The organism is Mycobacterium marinum, assembly GCF_003391395.1.
In the GTDB taxonomy this organism is placed as follows: domain Bacteria; phylum Actinomycetota; class Actinomycetes; order Mycobacteriales; family Mycobacteriaceae; genus Mycobacterium; species Mycobacterium marinum.
The window spans coordinates 1419578-1433097 of the sequence record NZ_CP024190.1 but is presented as its reverse complement, the minus strand read 5'-3'; the positions used below and the strand labels follow the sequence as shown (position 1 = coordinate 1433097).

8 protein-coding genes are annotated in these 13520 nt (G+C 67.0%); 2 read left to right on the top strand and 6 right to left on the bottom strand.

Annotated features, from left to right (window positions below; genetic code table 11):
- Nucleotides 1-48: 48 nt before the first annotated feature.
- Both CCUG20998_RS05970 and pstS read right to left on the bottom strand, forming a co-directional pair.
- Nucleotides 49-1179 carry a PPE family protein gene (locus CCUG20998_RS05970; RefSeq protein ID WP_020732091.1) on the bottom strand — a complete coding sequence of 377 codons (1131 nt, stop codon included), beginning with the start codon at nt 1177-1179 and terminating at the stop codon, nt 49-51.
- 79 nt (nt 1180-1258) lie between these two features.
- Nucleotides 1259-2377 carry a phosphate ABC transporter substrate-binding protein PstS gene (gene pstS / locus CCUG20998_RS05965; RefSeq protein ID WP_038581400.1) on the bottom strand — a complete coding sequence of 373 codons (1119 nt, stop codon included), beginning with the start codon at nt 2375-2377 and terminating at the stop codon, nt 1259-1261.
- 260 nt (nt 2378-2637) lie between these two features.
- Here pstS and CCUG20998_RS05960 point away from each other — a divergent pair, with 260 nt between their 5' ends.
- Nucleotides 2638-2958, top strand: coding sequence for a DUF732 domain-containing protein (locus tag CCUG20998_RS05960; RefSeq protein ID WP_012393111.1), 321 nt, complete (start codon nt 2638-2640; stop codon nt 2956-2958).
- A 21-nt stretch (nt 2959-2979) separates the two neighbouring features.
- Here CCUG20998_RS05960 and CCUG20998_RS05955 read toward each other — a convergent pair whose 3' ends face one another.
- The 4 genes from CCUG20998_RS05955 to phoU all read right to left on the bottom strand — a co-directional run bounded on the left by CCUG20998_RS05955 (nt 2980) and on the right by phoU (nt 8680).
- Nucleotides 2980-5883: an arylsulfatase gene (locus CCUG20998_RS05955; protein WP_038579001.1), complete on the bottom strand. Its 2904-nt coding sequence runs from the start codon at nt 5881-5883 to the stop codon at nt 2980-2982.
- A 21-nt stretch (nt 5884-5904) separates the two neighbouring features.
- Complete coding sequence (locus tag CCUG20998_RS05950) at nt 5905-6771, bottom strand: pseudouridine synthase (RefSeq protein WP_015354812.1); 867 nt, start codon at nt 6769-6771, stop codon at nt 5905-5907.
- A gap of 203 nt (nt 6772-6974) precedes the next feature.
- Nucleotides 6975-7973 carry a magnesium transporter CorA family protein gene (locus CCUG20998_RS05945; RefSeq protein ID WP_020732087.1) on the bottom strand — a complete coding sequence of 333 codons (999 nt, stop codon included), beginning with the start codon at nt 7971-7973 and terminating at the stop codon, nt 6975-6977.
- 41 nt (nt 7974-8014) lie between these two features.
- Nucleotides 8015-8680 (bottom strand): phosphate signaling complex protein PhoU, encoded by a 666-nt coding sequence (gene phoU / locus CCUG20998_RS05940; protein ID WP_012393107.1) that lies wholly within the window; start codon nt 8678-8680, stop codon nt 8015-8017.
- 319 nt (nt 8681-8999) lie between these two features.
- Here phoU and CCUG20998_RS05935 point away from each other — a divergent pair, with 319 nt between their 5' ends.
- A complete protein-coding gene (locus CCUG20998_RS05935; RefSeq protein WP_038578999.1) occupies nt 9000-13463 on the top strand; it encodes a cation-translocating P-type ATPase in 4464 nt (1487 codons plus the stop codon).
- Nucleotides 13464-13520: the final 57 nt, after the last annotated feature.

The window sequence follows — 13520 nt, the reverse complement described above, 5'->3', positions numbered from 1 at the left end:
CAAAGTTACCGACCGCTGCCCCAACGTGCTTGACGGCCTCCCCGCCGTTCAGCCCGCCGATGGCGGTCGGGGCATGAACGTCCCCTTGAGTTCCAGGCCGTATTCGAGGTCTTCGTACTTCTGCTGCTTGCGCTTGCGCCAACCGCTGCCCGCCGCGATCGGCGGTGGCATCAGCGGTGGCAGCATCGGAAACCCGGACTCCGCGGCCCCGAGCGGTGATGCCACCGACGCGAGTTGCACCGGCGTCTGGGCGGCTGGCAACAGCCCGGCCGCAGCGGGTGGTGCGGTGAGGTTGCCTATCGGCATGCCGACCCCCAACGCGGCCGTCGGCGCCGCCGCGGCGCCGACACCTTCCACCGCGCTGGACAGGGTGGCCGCCGACTCCCCCAGCGCCGACTCACCTTCCGAGAGCCCCTCGGCGATGTCGGGGGCCACCGACGTCAACGCCTGCGCCGAGGTGTTCTGCGCCAGGTAGCTGAGCAGGTTGACCGGAAAGCCGGACGACACAAATTGATTGGCATAGGTGTTGGCCAATCCAAACCAGCCGCTGTTGGGATCGATGGAGGTCAGCGACTGCAATACATCAAGCGGGGAGGCGGCCGCAACGGGAGCCGCGGCCGCCGCGGCCACGTTGGCTCGAGTGGCCGGGCCGGTCAGATCGGGCGTCGACAGCGGCGAAGAGAACTGCGGTAATGCGACAGCTTGTACCGAGGCCGCCTCGTAGCGATACATGGCCGCAGAGTTGTTCACCCACATGCCCTCGTACTGGGCTTCGGTCTCGGCGATGGCCGCAAGGTTTCGGCCCAGTCGGTTGGTGGCCAACAACTGCGCCAGCGCAATCCGGTTGGCCCTGACCTCCGAGGGGTGCACCACGGTCGCCAGCGTGGAGCCAAATGCGGCCGCGGCTACCTGCGCCGATGCCGCCAGTTGCTGGCACTGTTGGGCGGTGGCGCGCAGCCAGGTGAGATACGGGCTGATGGCCCCAACCATCGCCGCCGAGGACGGGCCGCGCCAGACATCGGTCAACGCGGACAACACCGGATCGTGAGCGCGTACGGATTCCTCCAAATCGGCGCCCAGCCGCTGCCACGCATCGGCGGCCTCGATCAGTGATTCGGGACCGGGCCCCGAGTGGATCAACGCCGAGGTCATCTCCGGGGGCATCGCGATGAAGTCCATGACATCACCTTGACTACGCGAGAAAATTTTCCGGAACATCGCGTTGACGACGGCGGGAAATGCCTTGGAACATTGCGCGTCACCGTCCGGCGATGGCACTGACGGCGCGCGACAATCGCGACTTGAATTCGTCGGGAATCGGCACGTATCCGGTGCCCGCAAGGGCATTCTGGCCGGCACCGACCGAACTCTGCAGAAACGCTTTGACAGCCATTGCGACCTGCGCATCGGGGTACTTCGAGCACACGATCTCATAGGTCGCCAGCACGATCGGGTAAGCGCCCGGTTGGTTTGGCCGGTAGAACGAGAGGGTATCGAAAGCCAGATCGTTGTCCTCCCCGACAAACCAGGCAGCCGAAATCGTCTTTCCCACCGACTCTTCGCTGATCGCTACCGGAGCGGGCCCGGCCGAGGTGATGATCTTGGCCATGTCGAGATGCTGCTCTCGAGCGAACGACCATTCCACGTAGGTGATCGCCCCTTCGGTGCTGCTGACGACGGCGGCGGCGCCGGCGTTGCCCTTGGCGCCCTCCCCCACGCCGCCGTTGAAATGCTTGCCGGCACGCTTGCCCCACCCACCGTTGGAAGCGCTATCGAGGTATCGCTGGAAGTTGTCCGTGGTGCCGGACCCGTCGCTGCGGAAGACGACGCGAATGGGTTCGGTGGGCAGGTCGGCGCCCGGATTGAGTGCTTCGATCGCGGGATCGTGCCAGTTGGTGATGCTGCCGTTGAAGATCCTGGCCGCGGTGGGGCCGTCCAGGTTCAGCGATGTCAGACCGTTGACCCGGTAGGCGATGGCAATCGGGCCGAACACCAGTGGCAGATTCCAGACGGGCGAGCCGCAGCGTTGCTCGGCCTGGGTGTGCTCGTCGCTGTTCAGCGGCGAATCCGAGCCCCCGAAATCGGTCTGGTCGCGGATGAATTCGCTAATCCCCGCACTTGAGCCGTTGGCCGTGTAGTTCAACGACTGACCGGGGCAGGCTTGCTCGAAGGAACGGACAAACCGGATCATGGCGTTTTCCTGGGCGGTGGAACCACTGGCCGTCAGAGTCCGCTTGCCGCCGCAGGTCACTTGCGCCGAAGTGGTTCCCGGCGCCGCGCTTTTGCCGGCGACGTTGTTGTCACCCGAACATCCCGAAAGTATCGATGCGCCGAGGGCCAATACACTCACCGCGGCGCCAAATCGATTGAATCTCACTTCAATTCCTTGCAACGATGAAATGATCGCCGTCGGCATGGTCGCGGCCAGCCAGACGCATCGTAACAAGATCTCCGATGCAAAGATCGGCTCCGGCGAAGCCGCAACGGGGCCGCATTCGCAAATTCAGCCACAGTTTGCGACCGGTACACGCTCCCGAAAGACGGCCGACATCACCGCGCCTGGATGGCCAACTACAACCTGTTGCGGGTATGGCGGCCGAGGGCCGAAGGGCTCTTCTCGGCGGGGAGGTTCCAGCAATGAGGAGCAGCAGAACGCGTGCCCTGGTCTTGGTGGTCGCGCTGGTCGGGCTCACGGAGTTGGCCACCGCGACCGCGCACGCCGACGCGGTGGATGACGCCTTCTTGAACGCCGTGAGGTCCCACGGCATCAACTTCGCATCGCCACAAGCCGCGATCATGGCCGGTCACCAGGTGTGCAATGCGCTCGATTCCGGCAGGCAGAAGTCCGATGTCGCTGGTGACGTGGCGGCCAGCAGCAGCCTGGACGGCTACCGTGCCGGCTACTTCGTCGGCGTGAGCATTGCCGCGTACTGCCCCAGGCATCACTCCCAGGCCTAAGCGTCGGGCGAGCGTCTCGGGCTAGCCGGCAGCACCCTGACCCACGGCTTGGATCGAGGCATGCTCATGCAACGCCTTCTCCGCGTCAGGATGGACGGGTTTGAGGTCGAAGACGACCTCTTTTACCGTGCCGCTGAACGCATACGGCGCCTTGTCCTCGTAGTCCCGGTCGACGACCAGACCGTTGTCGCGACCGACATCCAGCCCGGCATAGGACGTGAAGGCCAGCGTCACGGTTTGCGGCAACTCGCCCTCTCCGATCAGACGGTCGTTGGCCCACAACGTCACCCGGCCACCGGAGCCGATCACGGGCGCTTCGGATTCGAACAGCATCCGGACCGTGACATCGCCGGTGGGCACGGGTTCGGTGGACACCTGCCGGTAGGTCTCGATGCCCAGGAACGAATAGGTGTGGTGCAACCGCCGCTGTTCGTCTACCCACAACGCGAACCCACCCATGAAGTCGGCGTTGGCCACGATCACCCCTTCGGCACCGCCATCGGGGATGTGCAGCCGTGCTTCGATCGCGTAGGAGCGCCCGAAGACGCGCGGCACCATGCCACGCTGGATGTTCTGCACCCCGCCCTGGAAGGCGAACCGGGTGGTGGTGGGCAGCGGCGGTAGCTCGCCGTACATCACCGCGAGCCCTCCCAGCAGCGGCAGCACCCGATTGCGTTCGGCTTCCTGCCACCACAGCTCACGTAGCTCGGCCAGTTTGTCCGGATGCTCGGCCGCCACATTTCTGGCCTGAGAGAAGTCGTCGGGCAGGTAGTAGAGCTCCCAGACATCCTTCTCCGGGTCGTAGTTGCCGGGCGAAAAGCGCGCCATGGTCTGCGGAGACAGATCCCACGGCGCCTTGTCCAGCCGGGCACACGCCCACCAGCCGTCCTGGTAGATGGAGCGGCTGCCGAAGTTTTCGAAGTACTGCACGGTATGACGTTCTTCGGCCTGCGCGTCATCGAAGGTGTGCACGAAACTGGTGCCGTCCATCGGTTCCTGCTCGAAGCCATCGACACTGGTGGGCTCCGGTAAGCCGATGGCCTGCAACACAGTTGGCGCGATATCGATGCAGTGGGTGAACTGGCTTCGAATACCGCCTTCGCGCGGGATCCGGCTGGGCCAGCAGACCACCATCGGGTCCCGGGTGCCGCCGAGGTGGCTGGCCATCTGCTTGCCCCACTGGAACGGCGTGTTGTTGGCGTGCGCCCACGCGCTGGCGAAATGCGGTGCGGTGAACTCGTCGCCGAGCGCCTCGATGCCACCGTATTGTTCGATGAGCTCCAGCTGCCGCTCGGCATCGAGATCCAGGCCGTTGAGGAACGTCATCTCGTTGAACGATCCGGTGTTGGTGCCTTCCATACTGGCGCCGTTGTCGCCCCAGATGTAGAAGACCAGCGTGTTGTCCGATTCACCGAGACCGTCGATCGCGTCGAGCAGCCTGCCCACGTTCCAGTCCGCGTTCTCGGAGAACCCGGCGAACACTTCCATCTGTCTTGCGAAGAGCTTCTGTTGCGCCTCCGACAAGCTGTCCCAGGCCGGGAACAGGTCGGGACGCTCGGTCAGTTCGGCGTCGGGCGGAATGATCCCGAGCTCCTTCTGGCGCTCGAATGTCTTTTGCCGATACACATCCCAGCCCTCGTCGAACTGGCCCTGGTATTTGTCGGCCCACTCCTTGAACACGTGGTGCGGTGCATGTGTGGCGCCGGTCGAGTAGTACAACAGCCACGGCTTGGTCGCGTTCTGCGCCCGTACGGTGTGCAGCCACTCGATGGCCTTGTCGGTGAGGTCGTCGGGGAAGAAATAGGGCTTCCCGTCGTCCCCCTGCGGTATGCCCAGCACGGAGTTGTCCTGGGTGATGATCGGGTCATACTGGCCGGCCGCACCCGACGGGAATCCCCAGAAATGGTCAAACCCCCAACCCAGCGGCCAGTTGTCGAATGGACCCGCCGCACCCTGAACGTTGTCCGGGGTCAGATGCCATTTACCGAAAGCGCCGGTCACATAACCGTTATCGCGCAGGATGCGCGGTAGCGCGGCGCAGCTGCGCGGCTTGACCGTCGAATAGCCGGGGTAGGGGCCGGGCAACTCGCACACCGATCCAAAGCCGACCCGGTGATGGTTGCGGCCGGTCAGTAGCGCGGCACGAGTCGGCGAGCAGATCGCGGTGAGATGAAAGCGGTTGTAGGCCAGACCATTGTTCGCCACCCGCGACAGCGTCGGAGTTCTGATGCCGCCTCCGAAGGTATCCGGTCCCCCGAATCCGGCGTCGTCGATGAGCACGATGAGCACGTTGGGTGCATCGTCGGGGGCGTTGGCGCCCGCGACGATCGTCCAGTCGCCGACCGACTCCGCCATGGTGCGGCCGATGGTGCCACCGAAGCTGCGCTGCGGGATCGGCAGTTTGGTGCGGTCCGGATTGAACTTGCCCATCGCCTCCTGCAGCGCCGCACCCAGGCTCCGCATCGTCGACCGGCTCAATTCGGCAACCGATTTCATCGGTGAGCCCGACAACGTCTGTTCCACCGGCAACCGGCCCTGCGCCGGCGTCACGGCGATGACCACCGCGCTGCCCGCCGACAGCGCCTGCCCGATCTTGTCGGCCAGGCCGCTCTTGACCCGGTGCTGGATGAAGGTGCCCGCCAGCGCGCCGGCCGCCGCACCCACCGCCGTCGACGCCAGCAGTGCCGGCGAGAAGAGGCCGACCGCCAGCCCCGCGCCGGCCCCCCAGGCGGCACCACGGCGGCCGAGACGGTTGCCGGTATCGATCAGGACGGGATTGCCCTCGTTGTCCTTGCCGACCAGCACCGCGCCTTGCAGCGGCAGAGTCTTGGCGTTGGCCCGACCGGTCAGATTCTCGAAATCGTGTTGAGCCGCATCCAGATCCTGGTACCCGGCGACGATGACCAGTGTGTTTTCTTCACTCATGAGGCACTCCCGGTGGTTGGCTCATATTTCTCGGGGACTGACGAACTCGCGGCGCGAGCCGGACAGCGGATCCTCGAACTCGATGCGCTGAGCCAGCAGGCTCAGCGGCGAGCTGAAGTCGCTAAGGTCGTGTGGCGACTCGGGTATCACGTTGGGGTACAGGGGATCCCCGAAGATCGGCAGGCCAAGCGAGGCCATGTGCACCCGCAGCTGGTGAGTGCGCCCGGTCCGCGGGGTCAACCGGTATAGGCCTTCGGGTGAGATCAGCTCTACCAGCGTTTCCGCATTGGGCTCACCGGGCTCGCAGACCGCCTGCAAGTGGCCCCGCCGCTTGACGATGCGGCTGCGGATCACCCGCGGGAATGCCAGGTCAGCATCGACCGCGGCCCGGGCCAGGTAGGTCTTGCGTACCGCACCCCGGGCAAACAGCGTCTGATATCGCCCGCGCAACTCGCGCCGGGTGGTGAACAGCAACACCCCGGCCGTCAGCCGATCGAGCCGGTGCGCCGGACTCAGCTCGGGCAACCCGAGCTCGCAGCGCAACCGCACCAGCGCGGTTTGCGCAACGTGGCGACCCCGCGGCATGGTCGCCAGAAAGTGCGGCTTGTCGGCGACCACGATGTCCTCGTCCTGGTGGAGCACCGGCATCTCGAAGGGCACCGGCACTTCTTCGGGAAGATCACGGTAGAGGTACACATGCGATCCGGGCTCCGCCACCGTCGCGGTATCGACGATGGCGCCTGCCGCGTCGACCACCTCGCCGGCCAGCACCTTTGCGCGGGCGGCCGCGCCGAACCGTTCGCTCAGCTCGGCCAGCACCGGCCCACCGTGCAGTCGTACCCGCGCCGGCCCCAAGGCGTCGCGGACGCGCAGCGGTGCGGGCTTCACAGCGGTCCTCCTAGCCGGGTGGCGACGTCGCCGGTGGGAGACTACCGACCCAGCCGAGCATAGGGGCCCTAACGGCAAAGTTTGCGCCGTCGCGTCCGGGTCGGCGCTGCGGACTCCTTGGGTTCATTCACCCAAATGCCGAACGGACTGGTGCTGGGCGCGCCCTTGAACGCAAAACACCATGTCCCGCATGTGATTCGGGATCAGAGCCAGTCGCGACGGCGGAACATCACGTAGAGCAACGCCATCAGGACCACGATCACGCTGGTACTGGCGAGGAAACCCGCTAGCGTCCCGAAGCCCGGGTAGGGAACGTTCTGGCCGTAGAAGCCCGTGATCGCGGTTGGCACCGCGATGATGGCCGCCCACCCGGTCAGCTTCTTCATGACGGCGTTGAGCCGGGCGTCTTGCAGCGAGAGGTTGGTTTCGAAAATGGTTGAGATCATGTCGCGTAACGACTCTGTCCACTCCGAAACCCGAAGCACGTGGTCATACAGATCGGCGTAGAGCGGGTCGAGTTCCCGGGCGGCCTCAACGTGCAGGCGGTGATGCTGCAGGGAGTTGACCACTTCGCGCATCGGTAGCGCGATGCGCCGCAGGTTGACCAGGTCTCTGCGGATCTGAAAGGTTCGGCGCTGAAAGCTCCCCCTTGGCGAGTTGTTTTCGAACAATTCATCTTCGATCGCCTCGATGCAGTCATCGAGGGCTTCCACCGCCGCGAAGTGACTGTCGACCACCACGTCAAGCAAGCCGTGCACCAATGCACCCACGCCGTACTGTTGCCCGCCGATCTCATCCCAGCGCCGGGTGACTTCGGTGATGTCGAAATCCGGCGTCAGCCGCACGGTGATCAACCCCTGACCGAGCACGAACGCCGAAATCCGGCGCATCGACAACATCGGCGCAGTGTCTTCGCCCAGGCGGCCGACCACACCGGCGTCATAGACGGTGAAGAAGGTGTGGGTCACATAGGCGGTCGACTTGACCCGCTCCGCCGCCGCCACCGCGTCTTCAACGGCCCAGTGGTTCAGGCGGAGTTTTTCGGCCAGGTCGCTCAACGTGTCATGGTCCGGATTGCACAAATCGGCCCAGACCAGGGTGTTCTCCTCGCTGAGGTACTCAGCGATCTTGTCGAAATCGAACTCATCCTGGAGCTGCCCAGACCGCCACACGCGGCCCCGGACACTCGGCGCTACCTGCACGAGGTCATCTTGTCAGCCCAGAGCAGATGCGGCGCGCCGACCTAATACGTGGATATCTCGTCCTCGGAAGGCAGTACCCCGGTGACCATGAAGATGACGCGGCGCCCGACCTCCACCGCATGGTCGGCGAAGCGCTCGTAGAAACGGGCCAGCAGTGCGGTTTCCACACCCGTGGCGACCCCGTATTTCCATTCCTGATCAATCAGCACACCGAGCAGGCGCCGATGCAGATCGTCCATCGCATCATCTTGGTCGTGCAGCAACGCGGCCTTCTTCGGGTCACGGGTCAGCAGCACCTGTTTTGCGCTGTCCCCCAACGCGATTGCCACCTTGGCCATCTCGGCGAAGCAGCCGCGGACTTCCTCGGGAAGCACCTGCTTGGGATACTCCACCTGGGCGATCTTGGCGATGTGTACCGCTAGCGCACCCATCCGCTCGGTATCGGCGATGATCTGCGCGGCGCTGAAGACCGACCGCAACTCGCTGGCCACCGGCTGCTGCAACGCCAGCAACGCCAACGCGTCTTTTTCGATTTTCGCGCGCATCGCCACGATCTGCTCGTGGTCGGCGATCACCTGGTCGGCGGCCACCGCATCGGCCTCCAACAGGGCTTGGGTCGCGCGCTTCATCGCCAACCCGGCCATGCCACACATCTCTCCTAGTCGCGCGGCCAGATCGGCGAGCTGCTCGTGGTAGGCGGTCCGCATGGGTAGAACCTCTCTAGGCGTGAATTTCCGGGTAGTGCCACCGCGGAGTCGACAGGGCCATCATGGACCAGGCGGCGCCCGCAGACATGAGATTGCGAGCCAAATTTTTCAACCCACGCGGTCACCGTCGCGCGACTTGCGCTAGTGACGAAAGACCCGCGGATCCGGGCCTGAATGGCTCCTGCGCATGTCGCCGCGCCCGACTAGTGTTCCCAGTGAGAGCAGCGGCGCTAACGCATTCGAGTGTGGTGCGACCGGGGAGGCTGCTAGACCGCTCGGAAGTTCTTGACAGACCAATCGGGAATCGGTGCTAGGTAACGTGAACAACTCGATCACGCGGTATCTGCCCGGTTTCGGCCTGGTGACGGCGCCGCTACGGGCGGGAGCCCTGCTGGCGGCCACCGCCGGCGGCACGGCCCTGCTGGGCGGCAACGTTGCGGCCAGCATCGGAAAGTCCTTGGCCCGCGCCACCCCCGATGTGCCGGCCTTGGCCCGGGCGGCGGCGGGTGTGGCGGTCGAGGCGATGGGCGGCCCACCGGCACGGCGCTGCAGCACCAATGGTCGGCGGCGCTGGATCGAGGTGCGCGGCTTGAGCGGCGACGACGCCGCGGCCATCGCCGGCGACGTACTGGCGGCCGTGCGCCAGACACCGGGCGTGCACACCGCATTCCTCAATCGCACCCTGGCACGGCTGGTGATCACGTTGGATGCCGATGCCGAGGGGCCCTCGACGGCGCAACTGTGCCGGATCGTCGCCGCTGCCGAGGGGCGCCATCGGACGCGGACAACCGGGCAGCAGCCGACCGGCCTGCCGGGCGACGACGTGGTGCTGATGGGCCGCATGATCGCGGCCGGGGCCGCCACCATGGGCCTTGGCCTTTCGCTGACCGGCAGCCTGCTGCGGCTGCCCCGACTGCCCGACTTGGTCGCGGTACCCCCGACGCTGATCGACCACCTGCCCCGGCTACGGCGTGAACTGGAAAAGCGGCTCGGGCCGGAGGGCACCGACGTCTTGTTCGGCGTCGTCAATGCCACCACGGCCGCATTGACGCTGTCGCCGACGGCCGCCGCCGCCGAAGCCGCCACCCGGGCGATGCTCGCCGCCGAGGCGTGGAACGGCCGGTCCACCTGGTTTCGGCACGAGCCGCGCCTGGGCAGCTACGCCACCCCGGACGCTACCGCGGCAACACCAAAGCGCATCTCGAGTTCGCCCGATGGACCCGCGGAACGCTACGCCAACCGGATCGGTTTGACCGGTCTCGGCGCCGCCGCCGTGGTCGGGCTGTTGTCACGTAACCCGGACTCGGCCGGCGCCGCCGCCCTGGCCGCGGTCCCAAAGCCGTTGCGCACCGTGCGCGAAGCGTTCGGCTGCGCATTGAGCAACGGCCTGACCTCCCAGCACGACGCGCTGGTGCTGCGCCCCCGCGCCCTGCGGGCACTCGACCGGGTCGACGCGATCATGATCGATCCGCGCGCCCTCTACACCGACGAATTGACGGTCAGCCGCGTCTTAGGAGTACAGAATTCGGCGCGCGGCAAGGCCTGGGAGGCGGTCGCGGCCGCCCTCGACGACCAACGGCTGGCCCCCGGATGGCACCACCTGGCTGACATCCCGGGAGCCGGGCGGACCGGCCGGGCCCTGATCAGCCCCGTTCGCGACCCATACGCGGCCGCGGTGATCACCGAAGCACGCCGCGCGCGCCCTCGGGTCTTTTCCCTGGAGGATGACGGATTACGTTCTCTGACACAAGGATTCGACCACCTTTATCCCTCGGCCGAGTCGATCGACGATGCGATGGCGGCCGCGCTTGCCGAGCTGAAGGCCGGTGGGGCCACGGTGGCGCTGTTGACCACCTCGGCGCTGCAGGCCGAGCACCGGTCCGACGTCACCATCGGGGTGCTCCGGGCGCGCCATCCGCCACCGTGGGGCGCCGATGTCCTGGTTTCGGATCTGACCGGCGCCTGGCGGGTGCTGCACGCGCTGCCGGCGGCGCGCACCGCCACCGACAGCGCCATCCGCCTGTCGGCGTCGGCTTCGGCGATCGGCGCGCTGATGCTGATTCCCAGTGTGCCGGGGCGCGGTTCGGCGTCGGTCAATGTCGGCATGGCGGTCAGCCTGTATCTGGGATTCCGCTCGGGCACCAAGGTTTTTCACGATACGGTGCCGGAGCCCGAAGCCGGCCACGACTGGCACAGCCTGCCCATCGCGGAGGTGCGGCGGCTGCTGCCGCGTCCCGCCGAAGAAGACCGTCGTGACCCGGAGAACCGATGGGAGAAGTTGCCGCCGATTCGCATGGTGCATCGCGGCACCGCAGCATCGTTGCGCCTGGTTCGTGATTTCACCGCCGAGATGCGCGACGATCTGTCCGATCCGATCACCCCGATGCTGGCCACCGGCGCCGCCGCCAGCGCATTGCTGGGTTCTCCGCTGGATGCCTTCCTGGTCAGCAGTGTGCTGTTGCTCAATGCCGCGCTGTCGGCCGAGCAGCAACTGCACGCCGAGCGCATCCTGAATCGCCTACTGGCAGTGCAGGATCCACCCGCGCGGCGACGGCTTGGCCCGCTCGACGAGCAGCGTCGCGAGAAGGTTCCGGCCAAGCGGCTGCGTCCGGGCGACATCATCGAAGTCCACGCCGACGAGGTGGTGCCCGCCGACGCCCGGCTGTTGCACGCATCCAGTGTCGAGGTCGATGAGTCGACGTTGACCGGCGAGTCGCTGCCGGTCTCCAAGCAGACCGAGCCCACGCCGGGCGCCCCGCTGGCCGAGCGGGCCTGCATGCTCTATGCCGGCACCACGATGGTGGCGGGCACGGCGGTGGCCGTGGTCACCGCAGTCGGTTCGCGTTCGGAGATGCGCCGGGCGCTGGCGATGGCCCCGCGCAAGTCCCGGGAGATCGGCCTGCAGCGGCAGTTGAGCCGAATCACTCGGCGCGCGTTGCCGTTCAGCGTCGCCAGCGGGGGCCTGGTCGGGCTGCTCAGCATGTCGCGCGGCACTCCGCTGCGAGAGGCGGTGGCCAGTGCGGTCACCCTGGTCGTCGCGGCAGTGCCGGAAGGCTTGACGCTGGTGGTGACGCTGGCCCAGCTCGCTGCGGCGCGCCGGCTCACCGGCGAATCCGTGCTGATCCGCAATGCCCACTCGATCGAAGCGCTCGCCCGGTTGAACGTGGTGTGCTTCGACAAGACCGGAACGCTGAGCGAGAACCGGCTGAAGGTCAAAACGGTGCGCCCGGCGCCGGGTTTCACCCCGGGGCAGGTGCTGGATGCCGCGCTGAGCACCACCTACTCCAGGCACACCCACCGGGTTGAGCATGCCACCGACGACGCGATATTCCAGGCCGCCGACGACCCCGAGGTTCGCGGCGACGGCTCCCAGCCGCAACCGCGGCTCTCCCGTGACGCGTTCCTGCCGTTCCAGTCGGGCCGCCCGTTTGCCGCCGCCCTGGCCGGGACCCGACTGACCATCAAGGGCTCGCCGGAGGTGCTCTCGGCGGCGCTACAGCGGGCCCCCGAGGCCGCCGCGGACCCCTTCACCAAGCAGATCGACGAGATGGCCACCGGTGGCCTGCGGGTGCTGGCGGTGGCCGAGCGTCAGCTGCGCCCCGAGCAAGCCACCGCGGCCGCCGCCGATCCCGATCTGCTGGAATCCCTGTGCCAGTCCGAACTCACGCCGGTCGGCCTGCTGGGCCTGGCCGACACTCCCCGGCCGACGGCCCAGTCCGTGCTCAATGGGCTCGCCGACCGCGATATCGGGGTCCGCCTGATCACCGGCGACCACCCCGCCACCGCCACCGCAACCGCCCAGGAGCTCGGACTGGACGTCACCGACTCCGAGGTGATCACCGGCGCCGAATGGGAAGCGCTGTCGGCCGACCAGCGGGCCACGGTGGTCGCATCACGGCTGGTCTTTGCCCGGATGTCGCCCGAACACAAGGTGGAGGTGGTGCAGGCTCTCGAGCGCGCCGGGCTGGTCACCGCGATGGTCGGCGACGGGGTCAACGACGCCGCCGCGATCCGGGCGGCCAGCGTGGGTATCGGGATGGCCGCCCGCGGCAGCGATGCGGCCCGGACGGCGGCCGATGTGGTGCTGTTGGACGGACGGATCGACGCGCTGCTGGAGGCTCTCGACGAAGGCCAACAGCTGTGGCGGCGCGTGCATTCGGCGGTCTCGGTGCTGTTGGGCGGCAACCTTGGCGAGGTGTCGTTCGCGCTGATCACCACGCTGCTGACCGGCCGCTCGGTGTTCAATGCGCGGCAGATGCTGCTGGTCAACATGCTTACCGATGCGCTGCCGGCGGCGGCGTTGGCCGTCAGTCCCCAAACGAGCAACGTCGAAGTGGAGCGCGACGAGGCGGCCATGTGGCGAGCGATCGGGATACGCGGCGCCTCCACCACGACCGGCGCCATGCTGGCGTGGCTGATGGCCAGCGCGACCGGCACCCGGCGCCGGGCGGCGACGGTCGCGCTGATCGGTTTGGTCGGCACGCAACTCACGCAGACCGTGGCCGACTCGCACGGCCCGCTGGTGGTGCTGACCACGGTCGGGTCCTTCGGGGTGCTCGCGGTGGTGGTGACCACCCCGGGCCTCAGTCACCTGTTCGGTTGCACCCCGGTGGGCCCGTTGGCCTGGGGTCAGGCGCTGCTGGCCGCCGCGGTGGCGGGTTCGGCGTCGGTCATCGCACCCGAACTGCTCATGCGGCTGTCGCAACAAGCTCAGCGCCTGATCAGCGTCACCGCCGATGGGCAGGCGACGGTGCAGGAACGCGAAGCCGGGGCGCCCACGTAACCAAATGTTCGTTCAGCCGCTACCACGACGTCGAGCTTTCGAGTCGCGGCGCGTTCC

Coding starts and splice junctions, on each gene's coding strand:
- CCUG20998_RS05970 (WP_020732091.1), bottom strand. CDS start 1,179: ATGGACTTCATCGCGATGCCCCCGGAGATGACCTCGGCGTTGATCCAC.
- CCUG20998_RS05960 (WP_012393111.1), top strand. CDS start 2,638: ATGAGGAGCAGCAGAACGCGTGCCCTGGTCTTGGTGGTCGCGCTGGTC.
- CCUG20998_RS05955 (WP_038579001.1), bottom strand. CDS start 5,883: ATGAGTGAAGAAAACACACTGGTCATCGTCGCCGGGTACCAGGATCTG.
- phoU (WP_012393107.1), bottom strand. CDS start 8,680: ATGCGGACCGCCTACCACGAGCAGCTCGCCGATCTGGCCGCGCGACTA.